Below are 15,855 nucleotides of genomic sequence, written 5' to 3' on the forward strand. Positions count from 1 at the left end.
GGTTGATAAGGGCAATCATGACAAGGCTATCAAGATTGCGATGTTTCTCATTCCATTTGGGCATGCCAAAGCTTTGCCGCGGAAACAGGATGGTGATGAGGTGGGTGCCGACCGCCTTATAGTCAACTTCACGTTGGACTGAAAAATCCGAGACATCCGATGCATTAGATTCTTTAGTTTCGAGCGGCTCATCCATCACAAATCAAATGGGGGACTATTTGGGGGACTGGGGGAGTCAAAATATCCCAGTGGATTGATTATATGAAATTATTTGGGAAAAAGTGGTGCCCAGGAGAGGACTCGAACCTCCACGTCCATACGGACACTAGCACCTGAAGCTAGCGCGTCTACCAATTCCGCCACCTGGGCAGGTGTCGTGGGGGGGCGTTTAAGCCCACTGGCGAGGAGGGTCAACCGGATTCGGGAAGTTTTTTGAAAGTTTTTTGACCCCATCCAAAACGCACCCGAAAAAGGCAGGGTTTTTCCCCTACACGCGGCGTTATTGCGCCTTGTTCCGCGCCTCTTTGGGCGGTAGATCGGATCAGGAGCCAAAAGCAGGAGCCCTTCTATGTCAAAACTGGTCACGATTTATGGCGGATCCGGGTTTGTCGGCAGGTACGTCGCGCGACGTATGGCGAACGAAGGGTGGCGTGTTCGGGTCGCTGTCAGGCGCCCGAATGAAGCGATGTTCGTCAAACCTTACGGCGTGGTTGGACAGGTTGAACCCATCCTGTGCAACATTCGCGACGATGCGTCGGTTGCGGCGGCGATGCACGGCGCGGATGCGGTGGTGAACTGCGTGGGTGTGCTGAACGAGCTGGGCAAGAACGCGTTTGACGCCGTACAGGCCGACGGGGCCGAACGGATCGCGCGGATCGCATCCGAACAAGGGATCACGCGGATGGCCCATATTTCTGCCATTGGTGCAGACGCGGATTCGGACAGTGAGTATTCGCAAACCAAGGCACAGGGTGAGGCCGGAGTGCTTGCTCATATGCCCAATGCCGTGATCCTGCGCCCCTCGGTTATTTTCGGGACCGAGGATCAATTCTTCAACCGCTTTGCCGGGATGACCCGGATGGGGCCGTTCCTGCCGCTGGTCGGGGCCGAAACGAAGTTTCAGCCGGTCTATGTCGATGATGTTGCCAAAGCTGCTGTTCAGGGCGTTCTGGGGCAGGCTGCGGCCGGCACGTATGAACTGGGCGGCCCTGAGGTCAAGACATTCCGTGCGCTCATGCAGCAGATGCTTGACGTGATCCACCGCCGCCGCGTGATTATCGGGATGCCTTTTTTTGCCGCGCGGATCATGGCCGGGGTTCTTGACATCGTTAAGTTCGTCAGTTTCCAACTGTTCCCGAATAGCATTCTGACACGGGATCAGCTGAAAAACCTTCGCCGCGACAACGTCGTGTCGGATGGGGCGAAAAGCTTTGCCGATCTTGGGATCGAGCCGGCCACGCTGGAGTCGGTTCTGCCGGACTATCTTTGGAAGTTCCGCCCCTCGGGTCAGTATGACGAAATTCAAAGATCCGCTGACAACCTGCGGACCTGATCAACTGTAGGCAATGGCCAGCAGAATTACGCCCAGAACAACGCGATAAATTACGTATGGCGTAAAGCTGACGCTGCGCAGCAAGCGCATCATGAAAGACAGCGCCAGAAGGGCCGCAACAAAGGCAAAAAGCGCGGCGATTGCTCCGTCAATAGCCAGTTGAGCGTCGGCTTCTTTGATCACATCGACTGAAAGCAATATGCCCGATGCCAAGATAGTCGGGATCGACATCAACATCGCGATCCGCGCGCCGTCTTCTCGGGTGTACCCCAAGTGCCGGGCGCCCGTAATCGTGATGCCGGACCGGGATGTGCCGGGGATCAGGGCCAGCATTTGCCACAAACCCATAATGGCCGCATCTTTCAGACCCCAGTCATTTGCCTTTTTTCTTTGCTGTCCTTTCTGGTCCATCCAATAGAGCAGCAGACCAAATCCCAACATGGTCCATCCAATCACCGCCATCGAGCGCAAAGACTGGCTGAGCCCGGTTTGATAAAGAATGGCGCCAAGGATAACTGTCGGAATCGTCGCAATGATCAGACCAAGCGCAAGCCGTGCCTGTGGCGTGTCTGTTTGACCCCGCAGCGCGTCTGGCAAACCTGCTGCGGCTGATTTTACGTCAGACCAAAAATAAAGAACCACCGCGCCTAGGGTGCCCACATGAACCGCCACATCAATGGCAAGGCCTTGATCCGCCAGACCGGTCAGGTTGGGCAGCAGAATCAGGTGCCCGGATGACGAAATCGGCAGAAATTCGGTGATACCCTGAATGATCGCCGCAAGAATCAGTTGAAATAGACTCATTAACCTGCCCGTGCCATCGTCACCTGTTCTTTGCGGTTCATGGGTATAAGCGTGATGAAGAAAAGGAAAGAACGCATATAGGTCCGATTCGGATCTAAATTTTTGCTTTTTTCCATGCGACCCTAGGATTTTTGATCGTAAATTCACTAATTAGGTCAGCATAATTGACTTTTCATCCTACCTTGCATCACTTAAAGAAACTCGACCAAGCCAATTCATGGAGTCTGACCCGTGGCCAAGCAACCGATGCTGAAATTTGTGCAAGTCGATCGCGCCATGCCTGAAAAGCGTGCCGCTGACACGCGCAAGGAAGACTTTGACGAAATCTATGCCGAATACGCCTCGGCCAAAGCAGAAGAGCAAGCCAGCCGTTGCAGCCAATGCGGTGTGCCCTATTGTCAGTCGCATTGCCCGTTGCACAACAATATCCCCGACTGGTTGCACCTGACCGCCACTGGCCGTCTGGAAGAGGCCTATCAGACCAGCCAGGCGACCAATACGTTCCCCGAGATCTGTGGCCGCATCTGCCCGCAAGATCGTCTGTGTGAAGGCAATTGCGTGATTGAACAGTCCGGTCACGGGACAGTAACCATCGGCACAATCGAGAAATACATCACCGATACCGCGTGGGACAAAGGCTGGGTCAAACCAACCACCCCCACAGTCGAGCGCAGCGAAAGCGTTGGTATCATCGGTGCGGGCCCCGGCGGTCTGGCGGCCGCTGACATGCTGCGCCGCGCAGGTATTCAGGTGACGGTCTATGACCGCTATAACCGCGCCGGAGGCCTGTTGATGTACGGTATTCCGGGCTTCAAACTGGAAAAGGACATCGTGCAGCGCCGCAACGACCTGCTGGCCGATGGCGGCGTGACATTCGAGTTGAATTGTGACGTCGACGCCGCGAAATTCGAAGACATTCGTGGCAAGCATGACGCGGTTATCATTGCCACTGGCGTTTACAAATCGCGTGACCTGTCTATGCCGGGCAGTGGTCTGGCCGGGATCGAAAAAGCGATCGACTTCCTGACCGCCTCGAACCGCAAAAGCTTTGGCGATGCGGTCGAAGACTTTGACAATGGCCGCTTGAACGCCTCTGGTAAAAAGGTCGTCGTGATCGGTGGCGGGGATACTGCGATGGATTGCGTGCGCACCTCGATCCGTCAAGGTGCGACCTCGGTCAAATGCCTGTACCGTCGCGACCGCGCGAATATGCCTGGCTCGCAGCGTGAGACTCAGAACGCCGAAGAAGAAGGCGTGGTGTTTGAATGGCTCAGCGCGCCCAAGGGCTTTACCGGCGACGACAAGGTGCAGGGTGTGATGGTGCAGAAGATGCGTCTGGGCCAGCCCGACGCGACAGGCCGTCAGGCACCTGAGGTGATCGAAGGTGCGGATTATGTCGAAGACGCCGATCTGGTGATCAAGGCGCTGGGGTTTGAGCCCGAAGACCTACCCACCCTGTTCGGTCAGCCCGACCTGCCCGTGACACGTTGGGGCACCGTCAAGGCCGCCTTCCAGACCGGCGAGACCGAAATGGACGGTGTTTACGCCATCGGTGACATCGTGCGCGGGGCCTCTCTGGTCGTGTGGGCGATCCGTGACGGGCGCGACTGTGCCGATGCGATCATCGACCGTTTCAACGCCAAGGCTGCGGTTGCAGCCGAATAACCCAGCAATCAGGAGCGCCGGAATGCCCGAGTTGCAAGGCCAATGCATGTGTGGCGCGGTCACCGTGACCGCGACTCCCGCGCGCGACGCGCTGGGCGCGTGCCATTGCGACCAGTGCCGCCGCTGGACCAGCTCGATGCTTGTGACGTTTGAGGCCGAAGAGGGCTATGCCGCGTTAGGCCCCGTGAAAACCTTCACCTCGTCCGATTGGGCCGAGCGCGCCTTCTGCGCTGACTGCGGCTCGGCGCTGTGGTACCGGATCACGCTTCCAGGTGAAATGCACGGACACACGCAAATCGCGGCAGGCCTGTTTCAGGATACAGGCCACACGCTGAAACTTGAACTTTACTTCGACAAAAAGCCCGAAGGATACGCGTTCGCAGGTGAACGCAAGCAAATGACCAAAGCCGAGGTTGAGGCCATGTATGCCTCCTCGGAAGAAGGAGACAGCCAATGACTAAATACGATGCCGATTGGGTGCGCGCCGAAGAAGCCAAACGTCAGTGGATGGCCGAAAACGGTCTCTATTCCAAAGAGGAAGAGCATTCTTCCTGCGGTGTGGGCCTTGTCGTTTCCGTCGACGGCAAGCCGTCGCGCAAGGTTGTAGATGCGGGGATCGACGCGCTCAAGGCGATCTGGCATCGGGGCGCTGTGGATGCCGATGGCAAAACCGGCGACGGCGCGGGCATCCACGTGCAGATTCCGGTCCCCTTCTTCTATGATCAGATCCGTCGCACCGGTCACGAGCCCAATCTGGATGAGCTGATCGCAGTCGGTCAGGTCTTCCTGCCCCGGACCGATTTCGGTGCGCAGGAAAGCTGCCGGACCATAGTGGAAACCGAAGTGCTGCGCATGGGTTACTACATCTATGGCTGGCGCCACGTGCCGGTCGATGTGACCTGCCTGGGGGAAAAGGCCAACGCGACCCGCCCCGAGATTGAGCAGATCCTGATCTCGAACTCCAAAGGTGTGGACGAAGAAACCTTTGAGCGTGAGCTGTATGTGATCCGTCGCCGGATCGAAAAAGCGGCGGCAGCGGCTGGGATTTCGGGAATGTATCTGGCGTCGCTGTCGTGCCGCTCGATCATCTACAAGGGCATGATGCTGGCTGAACAAGTGGCCGTCTTCTACCCCGACCTGATGGATGAGCGTTTCGAATCCGCCTTTGCGATCTATCACCAGCGTTATTCCACCAACACCTTCCCGCAATGGTGGTTGGCGCAGCCCTTCCGCATGTTGGCCCACAACGGCGAGATCAACACGCTGAAAGGCAACGTCAACTGGATGAAAAGCCATGAGATCCGCATGGCATCCTCGACCTTTGGGGACTATGCCGAGGACATCAAGCCGATTATCGCGGGCGGATCGTCGGATTCCGCCGCATTAGACTCGGTTTTCGAGGTTCTGGTACGTGCAGGCCGGTCTGCTCCAATGGCGAAAACCATGCTGGTGCCGGAAAGCTGGTCCAAACAGGCGGTTGAGCTGCCGCAGGCGTGGCGCGACATGTATTCCTACTGCAACTCGGTGATGGAGCCATGGGATGGCCCTGCCGCTCTGGCCATGACCGATGGTCGCTGGGTCTGCGCTGGGCTCGACCGGAATGGCCTGCGTCCGATGCGCTATGTCGTGACAGGGGATGGTCTGGTCATCGCCGGATCTGAGGCTGGGATGGTGCCGATTGATGAGGCGTCGGTAACGGAAAAAGGCGCGCTGGGTCCAGGTCAGATGCTGGCCGTGGATATGAAGCGCGGCAAGCTGTACCGCGACACGCAGATCAAGGATAAACTGGCCCGTGCTCTGCCGTTTGGTGAGTGGGTTGGCAAGATCAATGATCTGAATGAAAGCCTGTCAGGCGTGACAGAGACCGCGAAGTTCAGCGGAGAGGAACTGCGCAAGCGCCAGATCGCGGCTGGTTATTCTGTTGAAGAATTGGAGCAAATCCTTGCCCCCATGGCTGAAGACGGCAAGGAATCACTGGCCTCGATGGGCGATGACACCCCGTCGGCAGTTTTGTCCAAGCAATACCGCCCGCTCAGCCATTTCTTCCGCCAGAACTTTAGCCAGGTGACCAACCCGCCGATCGACAGCCTGCGCGAATACCGCGTCATGTCGCTGAAAACACGGTTCGGAAACCTGAAAAACGTGCTGGACGAAGACAGCAGCCAGACCGAGATCATCACGCTGGACAGCCCCTTTGTCGGCAATACCCAATGGGACCGTCTGGTGGAAAATCTCGGTTCGCCGCTGGCGGAAATCGACTGTAGCTTTGAACCCGGTCGGGGCGCGCTGAGCGCTGCTTTGGTCCGTGTTAGAGCCGAAGCAGAAGAGGCCGTGCGCTCGGGCGCGGGGCATCTGGTGCTATCCGATATGAACTCGGGCGAGGGCCGCGTGGCGATGCCGATGATCCTGGCGACCAGCGCCGTTCATTCGCATCTGACCCGTCAGGGACTGCGGACTTTCTGTTCGCTGAACGTGCGTTCGGCGGAATGTGTTGATCCGCATTACTTTGCCGTTCTGATCGGCTGTGGCGCGACCGTTGTGAACGCTTATCTGGCAGAAGACTCGCTGGCTGACCGCATTGATCGCGGCTTGCTGGATGGCACTTTGACCGAGAATGTCGCGCGCTACCGCGAGGCGATTGATCAGGGCCTGCTGAAGATCATGGCCAAGATGGGGATTTCGGTGATCTCCTCGTACCGCGGTGGTCTGAACTTTGAGGCCGTGGGCCTGAGCCGCGCCATGGTGGCCGAGTTTTTCCCGGGCATGACCAGCCGGATTTCCGGCATCGGTGTCACCGGTATTCAGGCCAAGGCCGAGGAAATCCACGCCAAAGGTTGGGACAGCGGTCTGGACGTGCTTCCCATCGGTGGTTTCTACAAAGCGCGCAAATCGGGTGAGACCCACGCTTGGGAAGCGAGCTCGATGCATATGATGCAAATGGCGTGTAACCGCGCATCCTATGAGCTGTGGAAACAGTATTCGGCCAAGATGCAGTCAAACCCGCCGATCCACCTGCGTGACCTGATGGATTTCAAACCGCTGGGCAAACCGGTGCCGATTGAAGAGGTCGAATCGATCACCTCGATCCGCAAACGCTTTGTCACGCCGGGCATGTCGCTGGGTGCTCTGAGCCCCGAGGCGCATAAGACGCTGAACGTGGCGATGAACCGGATCGGAGCTAAGTCTGACTCTGGTGAAGGCGGCGAAGATCCGGCACATTTCGTGCCGGAGCCGAATGGCGACAACCCGTCGGCCAAGATCAAACAGGTGGCTTCGGGCCGCTTTGGCGTGACCGCCGAATACCTGAACCAGTGTGAAGAGCTTGAGATCAAGGTCGCCCAGGGTGCGAAACCGGGTGAAGGTGGTCAGTTGCCGGGCATGAAGGTCACCGACCTGATCGCGCGCCTGCGTCACTCGACCAAGGGCGTGACGCTGATCTCACCGCCGCCGCACCACGATATCTACTCGATCGAGGATCTGGCGCAGCTGATCTATGACCTCAAGCAGATCAACCCGCGCTGTAAGGTGACCGTGAAGCTGGTGGCGTCCTCGGGCGTTGGCACGATTGCTGCCGGTGTGGCCAAGGCGAAAGCGGATATCATCCTTATTTCGGGCCACAACGGTGGCACGGGTGCGTCGCCTGCGACGTCGATCAAATACGCCGGTCTGCCGTGGGAAATGGGCCTTACTGAGGCGCATCAGGTTCTGGCGATGAACAACCTGCGCGACCGCGTGACTCTGCGGACCGATGGCGGCCTGCGCACCGGGCGTGACATCGTGATGGCCGCGATGATGGGGGCCGAGGAATACGGCATCGGCACCGCTGCTCTGATCGCGATGGGCTGTATCATGGTACGTCAGTGCCAGTCGAACACCTGCCCGGTTGGCGTGTGTACACAGGACGAATCCCTGCGCGCCAAATTCACCGGCAATGCCGACAAGGTCGTCAACCTAATCACCTTCTACGCGCAGGAAGTGCGCGAGCTGCTGGCCAGCCTTGGTGCGCGCTCGATTGACGAGATCATCGGACGGGCCGATCTGCTGGCGCAGGTCAGCCGTGGCTCGGCGCATCTGGACGATCTGGACCTGAACCCGCTGCTGATCACCGTCGATGGCGCACATGACATCGTCTACAACCGCGACAAGGATCGCAACGCAGTGCCCGATACGCTGGACGCCGAGATTGTGCGCGATGCGGCGCGGTTCCTGAAAGACGGTGAGAAGATGCAGCTGTCCTACGCGATCCAGAACACGCATCGGACCGTGGGGACCCGCGTGTCCAGCCATATCGTGCGGAATTTCGGGATGCGGAACACGTTCCAGGACGACCATCTGCATGTGAAGCTGCAGGGCTCGGCCGGTCAGTCGCTGGGGGCTTTTGCGGCGCCGGGTCTAAAACTGGAAGTGTCGGGTGATGCCAATGACTATGTCGGCAAAGGTCTGTCGGGCGGCATGATCGTCGTGCGCCCACCGCAGGTCAGCCCGCTTAAGGCAGACGACAACACGATTATCGGCAACACGGTTCTATACGGCGCCACCGACGGCCACCTGTTCGCAGCAGGTCGCGCAGGTGAACGGTTCGCGGTCCGGAACTCGGGTGCCAAAGTGGTGATCGAGGGCTGCGGCTCGAACGGGTGCGAATACATGACCGGCGGTGTGGCCGTGATTCTGGGCGACATTGGTGCCAACTTTGGCGCGGGCATGACCGGCGGCATGGCGTACCTGTACGATCCCGAAGGCAAGGCGCAGGCGCTGATGAACATGGAAACACTGGTGACCTGCCCGGTGACGGTGGATCACTGGATGGATCAGATGAAAACGCTGATTGAACGCCATGCTTTGGAAACCAACAGTCGCAAAGCTGCAGATATCCTGCAGCATTGGGATGTGGAAAAGGCAAACTTCCTTCAGGTCTGCCCAAAGGAGATGCTGAACAAGCTCAGCCATCCTCTGACCAACGAAGTTGAAGCAGTTCCGGCGGAATAAGACCCCGTCCGATCGTTAATCGAGAAACCCGCGTGTCTCCTGAAACACGCGGGTTTTTCTATTTTTTGGCATTTTTGACGGTTTTCTTGCGTTTTTAATCGTTTCACGCCTAGCTAACGAAAACGTTATCTCGGCGCTCTGGTCGCCAGCCCATTTAACGCGTCGCAGGGAGCAGGCACATGCCAACAACCTACACAGATCAGTTTTTTGTCATCGACCCGGCCAATCCCGGAGCGAACGGTACGACACCTGGCTCGACCCTGACGGTTCAGAAATTCGACATCGTCGACCAGAATGACAACGGCCTGATCAACCGGCTGAACAACGACTCGGTCGACGGATCAGACATCACGGCGTCCTATTTCAATGACATGGTGACCATTGAATTGGATGACGGCACTCAGATCACCTACACGGGTGTGACCTTCTATCTTGCCGATGGGCGCGAGGTGTTTACACCCACCGACGGACAAGTTTTGGAAAGCGGGACGTTCGTCAGCTCATCTGCGACTGATTTCAGCGACACAGGAGGTTCATTTGGTTCGGTCGATATCGGAGCCGGCGATCTGGGCCCACCTTGTTTCACGCCCGGCACAATGATCGAGACGGCATCCGGCCCTCGCCGGGTCGAGGACTTGCGTCCCGGTGATCTGGTTCTGACCTCTGACAACGGGGCACAGCCTTTGCTTTGGGTCGGCAGAACAACGGTGAAAGCCCAGGGAAAACTTGCCCCGGTACGCTTTGAAGCCGGTGTTTTGGGGACGAACAAACCGCTGATCGTCTCTCCGCAACACCGTATTCTGATCGAGGACTGGCGCGCGCCCTATCTATTTGGGCATTCCGAAGTTCTGATTGCGGCGCATTGTCTTGTGAACGGCAAGACGGTCACGCGCGTCGAAGGTGGCGAGGTCGAATATCTGCATCTGCTGTTTTCACGACATGAGATCGTGACGGCAAATGGCGCAAAAAGCGAAAGTTTTTATCCGGGTCATGCCGTATCAATGGCCGACGGCCAAACGCAGGCCGAGATTTTGACCCTGTTTCCCGAGCTTGGTCGCGAAAACCCTGTTTTGCCGGATACCGCCCGTCCGGTAGTACGCCCACGCGAAGCCCGCGTAATCGCGATTTAACCCGTTCCATACCCGTCTTCGGCGTCGTATAGCAACAACATGGCAAAAAAAGCAGCGCGCAAATCGAGCAGCAAGAAACGCAAGGCCGCTAAAAGAAAAACACCGATTATTCCAAGAATCCGCCGCTGGGTAGGGCGTGGGTTTTTGGTGGTGATCGCATGTGTTGTTGGGCTGGTGGTTTTGTATTCGGTGGTGAATCCACCGGTGACCCACACGATCTGGTCCGAGTGGCGGCGCCTAGGCAAAGTCGAACGGGATTGGGTTCCGATAGAACATATTTCTCCGGTCATGGCGCGCTCGGCTGTGGCGGCGGAAGACGCCAATTTCTGTCTGCACTGGGGCTTTGATGTCGAAGCCATTCGCGATGCACTTGAGGACGGAGGGTCAAGGGGTGCGTCAACGATTACACAGCAGGTGGTGAAGAATGTGTTCCTGTGGCAAGGACGCAGCTGGGTACGCAAAGCGCTTGAAACCTCGATCACTCCGGTTGTCGAAATCTTTTGGAGCAAACAACGTATCCTTGAGGTGTATCTGAACGTGGCCGAGACCGGGAATGGCGTTTTTGGAGTCGAAGCAGCGGCTCAGCGTAACTTCAATGTACCCGCCTCCAAGCTGTCGCCGGTTCAGGCCGCGCGGATCGCTGCAATCCTGCCCTCCCCCCGAAACAGATCAGTCACTGATCCATCAGTGCGCACACGTAGGCGGGCGGCCTCGATCCTGGATGGGGCGGCCACCATCCGCGCAGATGGTCGCGCAGATTGTTTCGAGGATTGAAATACTAACCCTCTCGGCGCTAAAGCTGGATTGTATTCACTGGTTCGATTGGAAGCTCATGGCGCGTCTGTTTCACGTTCCCCTGTCCCCGTATTGCCGCAAGGTCCGTCTGTCGCTAGCGGAAAAGAAGATCGAGGTTGAGCTGGTCGAAGAGAAGTATTGGGAGCAAGACCCGGATTTCCTGCGCCGCAATCCGGCGGGTAAAGTTCCCGTTCTGCGTTTGGACGGGCAGGTGATGTCGGAAAGCGCGGCGATTTGTGAATACATTGAGGAAACGCGCCCCGAGCCATCTTTGATGCCGAAAACCCCCGAAGCTCGGTATGAGGTGCGACGATTGGTGGGTTGGTTCGATGACAAGTTTCATCACGAGGTGACGTCGAAACTGTTGTATGAGCGGGTCAACAAGAAGATGACCGGTCAGGGATACCCGGACAGCAAGAACGTGAAAGAGGGTGCCAAGGCCATTAAATATCATCTGGATTATATGGCATGGTTGCTGGATCATCGGCGTTGGTTGGCCGGCGATCAGATGACGCTGGCGGATTTTGCGGCGGCTGCGCATTTGTCGGCGTTGGATTATATTTCGGATGTGGATTGGAACCGGTCGGCGGCGGTGAAGGATTGGTATGCCAAGATCAAGTCCCGGCCTGCGTTCCGGTCGATACTGGCGGATCAGGTGCCGGGGTTCCGGCCTCCGCCGCATTACGCGGATCTGGATTTCTGATAGGGTGGAAGGGGGGCTGTCTGCCCCCCATCGCGCCGGGGCGCGATTCCCCCCGAAGGTATTTTTAGCCAGATGAAGAGCGGATCGGATTTAAAGCGCAAGGTGGTCGCTCGGGCATTGAGCGAGGGGTTTGTGTCCTGTCGGATTTGTCGGCCGTGGGATGTGCCCGAGGTGGCCGCGCGGTTGCAGGCGTTTTTGGATGCTGGGTATCACGGGCAGATGGGGTGGATGGCAGAGCGGACCCATTGGCGGGGCGATCCGTCGGCTTTGTGGCCCGAGGCGCAGTCAGTGATCATGTTGGCCGAGAGCTATGCGCCTGAACATGATCCTACCGAGGTTTTGAGCCATCCAGACCTGGCTGCGATTTCGGTTTATGCGCAGAACAAGGATTACCATGATCTGGTGAAAAAACGCCTGAAGCGGTTGGCGCGGTGGTTGATTGCCGAAGGTGGCGGCGAGGTGAAGGTGTTTGTTGATACAGCGCCGGTGCCTGAGAAGGCCCTGGGCCATGCGGCGGGGCTGGGATGGCAGGGGAAGCATACGAATCTGGTCAGCCGTGATTGGGGAAATTGGGCCTTTATAGGCTCTGTTTTCACCACATTGGACCTGCCTGCGGATATGGCCGAGGTGGATCATTGCGGATCGTGTCGCGCTTGTTTGGATGCCTGTCCAACGAATGCGTTTCCTGCGCCCTATCAATTGGATGCGCGGCGCTGCATCTCTTATCTGACTATCGAACATAAGGGCCCGGTGGACGAAGAACTGCGCGGCAAGTTGGGCAATCGGATTTACGGATGCGATGATTGTCTCGCAGCCTGTCCGTGGAACAAGTTTGCCGTTGCGGCCAGCGATATTCGCTATGCTGCGCGGGATGATTTGGTGGCTCCGCCTCTGGCTGAGTTGGCGGGGTTGGATGATGCGGCGTTTCGGGTCAAGTTCTCGGGCTCGCCAATCAAGCGGATCGGACGGGATCGGTTTGTGCGCAATGTGCTTTATGCGATTGGCAATTCCGGTTTGCCCGCGCTGAAGCCGGTGGCGCAGGGGTTGGTGGAAGATCCGGATGCATCCGTGGCTGATGCCGCGCGCTGGGCGGTGCAACAACTGCCATAAGTGCCGCAAACAGGCTGGACGTGTCGGTCCAAACCGCTACACCCAATTCAGCGAACAGGAAGGAGAACCCGATGGCGCTGGCTTTGGGGGTGGATACGGGCGGAACCTATACGGATGCGGTGCTGATCCGGGATGAAGCTGAGGTGATCGCCTCGGCCAAGTCGTTGACCACGCGGGCAGACTTGGCAATCGGCGTGGGCAAAGCGATTTCGGCTGTATTGGAACAGGCGGCAGTTGGCCCTGAGCAAATCTCCATGGTATCTTTGTCGACCACTTTGGCCACCAATGCTCTGGTCGAGGGGCAGGGCGGGCGTGTGGCGCTGGTCTATATCGGGTTCAAGGAAGGCGATTTGGATCGGCACGGGTTGCGCGACGCGCTGAAGGGTGATCCGGCCTTGGTTATTGCTGGGGGTCACAGTCATGCGGGGGGCGAAGCCACGCCGTTGGATGTGGCCGCGTTGGAGGCCTTTTTAGACACTCATAAAGGCATTTCCGGCTTTGCTGTGGCCGCGCAATTTGCCACGCGCAACCCCGCGCATGAGTTGGCAGCGGCGCGGATTATTACCGAGCGGACGGGGGCTCCGGTCACCTGCTCGCACCATCTGTCGGCCAAGTTGAACGGCCCGAAACGGGCGGTGACGGCTGTATTGAACGCGCGGCTCATTGGGATGATCGACCGGTTGATCGGACGGGCGCAGGATCAGTTGCTGGCGCTGGGCATCACCGCGCCGATGATGGTGGTACGCGGTGACGGCGCGTTGATGAGCGCCGAGCAGGCGCGGGAGCGCCCGATCGAAACGATCCTCAGCGGGCCTGCGGCCTCGATCGTGGGGGCCAGTTGGTTGACCGGGGCTGAGAACGCCTTGGTATCGGATATTGGCGGGACAACCACGGATATTGCGCTGATCCGCGACGGTAAGCCCGCGATTGATCCCAATGGTGCGCAGGTTGGCGGTTTCCGCACCATGGTCGAGGCGGTGGCGATGCGCACCCATGGTTTGGGCGGCGACAGTCAGGTCCATGTGGTGACCGAGGGGCTGGGAGGCGGCGTGGTCCTTGGGCCGCGTAGGGTATTGCCAGTGTCGCTGATCGCGGCCGAGGCCCCGGATGTGGTGCATGCTGAGTTGGACAAACAACTGCGCGCGACCACAGTAGGTGAACATGACACGCGTTTTGCCCGTCGCGTGCCCGGTATCCATGCCGAGGGGCTGGGTGCGCGGGAAGAGGTGTTGTTGGACCGTCTTGGCGATCAGGTTTTGCCGCTGAGCGATCTGTTGCGCACACGGATGGAGAATGGGGCTCTGACGCGGTTGGTGGATCGCGGGATCGTTCAGGTCTCGGGCGTGACGCCGTCGGATGCCAGCCACGTTTTGGGGCGGCTGGACGCCTGGGATGCCGACGCCGCGCGCAAGGCGTTGGAACTGGTGTCACGCAAACGGGTCGGGTCGGGTGATGTGCTGGCGAAAACGCCCGAGGCTTTGGCGCAGATGATCGTGGATCAGTTGACCGAGCAGACCTCATTGATCTTATTAGAGACTGCTTTTGCCGAAGAAGCCGGGGATTTTGGTATCCCTTCCGCCGATCTGGCGCGGCATGTTCTGACCCGCAAGGGGTTGGCCGGGCATCGGGGCCTGCTGGCGTTGGATGCGGCGCTGAACGTGGATGTGATCGGGTTGGGTGCGTCGGCCCCTAGCTATTACCCGGCGGTCGGGGAGCGTTTGCATTGCAAGATGATCTTGCCCGAACATACCGGCGTGGCCAATGCCATCGGTGCGGTCGTCGGTCGCCTGACTTTGCGCCGGGCGGGGACAGTCACGTCGCCGTCCGAGGGCAAGTTCCGAGTGCATCTTGAGGACGGGCCGCAAGATTTCAACGATTCAGAGGCGGCGCTAACCCTGCTGGAATCCGTGCTAAGATCCGAGGCCGAAGGCGCGGTGCGTGACGCCGGGGCCGAGGATATCCGCGTGATCGTTGACCGCGACATCCGCACTGCCCGCGTCGAGGCGCAGGAGGTGTTTGTCGAAGCCATGATCATGGTTGAAGCCAGCGGCCGCCCAAGGGTTGCCGCCGGCTGATCGCTTATTCCGCCGCGTCGCGTTTGGGCAGAACCCAGTCGGGGCGCGGGAAGTGGCAGGTATAGCCGTTGGGGATACGCTCTAGATAGTCCTGATGCTCGGGCTCGGCGTCCCAGAAATCACCGACGGGCTCCAGCTCGGTCACGACTTTGCCGGGCCAGATACCGCTGGCGTTCACATCGGCAATCGTGTCCAACGCCACCTGTTTCTGATCGTCATCCACATAGTAGATGGCCGAGCGATAGCTCATCCCGCGGTCATTGCCCTGACGGTTTACCGTGGTCGGATCGTGGATCTGGAAAAAGAACTCCAGCAAGTCACGATAGCTGATCTGCGCGGGATCAAAGAAAATCTCGATCCCTTCGGCATGGGTTCCGTGGTTGCGATAGGTGGCGTTGGGGACATCGCCGCCGGTATAGCCGACGCTGGTGCGAGACACGCCCGGCAGCTTGCGGATCAGGTCCTGCATTCCCCAGAAACAACCTCCGGCCAGGACAGCGCGTTCTTCGGTCATCAGATTTCCTCCACATGAATCAGGTAGTCGGCATAGCCTTCTGCCTCCATGTCATCGCGGTGGACAAACCGCAAGGAGGCTGAGTTGATGCAATAGCGCAGCCCGCCATGTTCCCGCGGGCCGTCGGGGAAGACGTGGCCCAGATGGCTGTCGCCGTATTTCGAGCGCACCTCGGTGCGGATCATGCCGTGGGTGGCGTCGTGAAATTCTTCGACATGTTCATGCACGATGGGTTTGGTGAAGCTGGGCCAGCCACAGCCGGATTCGTATTTATGGGTCGAGGCGAACAGCGGCTCGCCCGAGACGATATCCACATAGATCCCCGGTTCCTTGTTGTTCAGCAGCTTGCCGGTGCCCGGACGTTCGGTCCCGCTGTTCTGCGTGACATGGTATTCTTCAGGTGAGAGGGCGGCGATGGCCTCGGGGGATTTGGTAAATTGGGTCATGGATCCTCCGGTCGGTTGGGTTGCACCATTATTTGGGGGTTGAGGCGCAGAAATCAAAGCCTGATTCACGCACCT

General features: G+C 58.6%; 13 protein-coding genes and 1 tRNA gene. 9 read left to right on the top strand and 5 right to left on the bottom strand.

Annotated features, from left to right (window positions below; translation table 11 throughout):
- Both GOW48_RS22350 and GOW48_RS21460 read right to left on the bottom strand, forming a co-directional pair.
- On the bottom strand, positions 1-196 hold a 196-nt coding region (locus tag GOW48_RS22350; protein WP_214648701.1), incomplete at its 3' end, for a hypothetical protein.
- 86 nt (positions 197-282) lie between these two features.
- Positions 283-369 (bottom strand) — tRNA-Leu (locus tag GOW48_RS21460).
- A 199-nt stretch (positions 370-568) separates the two neighbouring features.
- Here GOW48_RS21460 and GOW48_RS21465 point away from each other — a divergent pair.
- Positions 569-1,552 carry a complex I NDUFA9 subunit family protein gene (locus GOW48_RS21465; protein WP_170756113.1) on the top strand — a complete coding sequence of 328 codons (984 nt, stop codon included), beginning with the start codon at positions 569-571 and terminating at the stop codon, positions 1,550-1,552.
- On the opposite strand, the gene GOW48_RS21470 is transcribed toward GOW48_RS21465, so the two are convergent.
- Positions 1,553-2,356, bottom strand: a complete 804-nt coding sequence (locus tag GOW48_RS21470) for an undecaprenyl-diphosphate phosphatase (protein ID WP_170756114.1) — start codon at positions 2,354-2,356, stop codon at positions 1,553-1,555.
- A gap of 231 nt (positions 2,357-2,587) precedes the next feature.
- Between GOW48_RS21470 and GOW48_RS21475 the strand changes: the two genes are divergently transcribed.
- From GOW48_RS21475 to GOW48_RS21510, 8 genes are all read left to right on the top strand, one after another.
- On the top strand, positions 2,588-4,021 hold the full coding sequence (locus GOW48_RS21475; RefSeq protein ID WP_170756115.1) for an NAD(P)-dependent oxidoreductase: 1,434 nt from the start codon (positions 2,588-2,590) through the stop codon (positions 4,019-4,021).
- Positions 4,022-4,043: 22 nt separating this feature from the next.
- Positions 4,044-4,478, top strand: coding sequence for a GFA family protein (locus GOW48_RS21480; RefSeq protein WP_170355552.1), 435 nt, complete (start codon positions 4,044-4,046; stop codon positions 4,476-4,478).
- Positions 4,475-9,007 (top strand): glutamate synthase large subunit, encoded by a 4,533-nt coding sequence (gene gltB / locus GOW48_RS21485; protein WP_170756116.1) that lies wholly within the window; start codon positions 4,475-4,477, stop codon positions 9,005-9,007. Before GOW48_RS21480 ends, gltB begins: the two co-directional genes overlap by 4 nt.
- A 179-nt stretch (positions 9,008-9,186) precedes the next feature.
- Positions 9,187-10,137 (top strand): Hint domain-containing protein, encoded by a 951-nt coding sequence (locus tag GOW48_RS21490; RefSeq protein ID WP_170756117.1) that lies wholly within the window; start codon positions 9,187-9,189, stop codon positions 10,135-10,137.
- Between the two features lie 39 nt (positions 10,138-10,176).
- Entirely contained in the window at positions 10,177-10,911 is a 735-nt protein-coding gene (mtgA, locus tag GOW48_RS21495; RefSeq protein ID WP_170756118.1) for a monofunctional biosynthetic peptidoglycan transglycosylase, read from the top strand.
- A gap of 58 nt (positions 10,912-10,969) precedes the next feature.
- On the top strand, positions 10,970-11,635 hold the full coding sequence (fzlA, locus tag GOW48_RS21500) for an FtsZ-binding protein FzlA (RefSeq protein ID WP_170756119.1): 666 nt from the start codon (positions 10,970-10,972) through the stop codon (positions 11,633-11,635).
- Between the two features lie 72 nt (positions 11,636-11,707).
- Positions 11,708-12,745, top strand: a complete 1,038-nt coding sequence (gene queG, locus GOW48_RS21505; protein WP_170756120.1) for a tRNA epoxyqueuosine(34) reductase QueG — start codon at positions 11,708-11,710, stop codon at positions 12,743-12,745.
- 71 nt (positions 12,746-12,816) lie between these two features.
- Positions 12,817-14,820, top strand: coding sequence for a hydantoinase/oxoprolinase family protein (locus GOW48_RS21510; protein WP_170756121.1), 2,004 nt, complete (start codon positions 12,817-12,819; stop codon positions 14,818-14,820).
- A gap of 4 nt (positions 14,821-14,824) precedes the next feature.
- On the opposite strand, the gene msrA is transcribed toward GOW48_RS21510, so the two are convergent.
- Both msrA and msrB read right to left on the bottom strand, forming a co-directional pair.
- Positions 14,825-15,334 carry a peptide-methionine (S)-S-oxide reductase MsrA gene (gene msrA / locus GOW48_RS21515; RefSeq protein WP_170756122.1) on the bottom strand — a complete coding sequence of 170 codons (510 nt, stop codon included), beginning with the start codon at positions 15,332-15,334 and terminating at the stop codon, positions 14,825-14,827.
- Entirely contained in the window at positions 15,334-15,780 is a 447-nt protein-coding gene (msrB, locus tag GOW48_RS21520; RefSeq protein WP_170756123.1) for a peptide-methionine (R)-S-oxide reductase MsrB, read from the bottom strand. The genes msrA and msrB overlap by 1 nt, the downstream gene beginning before the upstream one ends.
- Between the last annotated feature and the right edge of the window lie 75 nt (positions 15,781-15,855).

Source organism: Ruegeria lacuscaerulensis, from assembly GCF_013033355.1.
Classification (GTDB): Bacteria; Pseudomonadota; Alphaproteobacteria; order Rhodobacterales; family Rhodobacteraceae; genus Ruegeria; species Ruegeria lacuscaerulensis_A.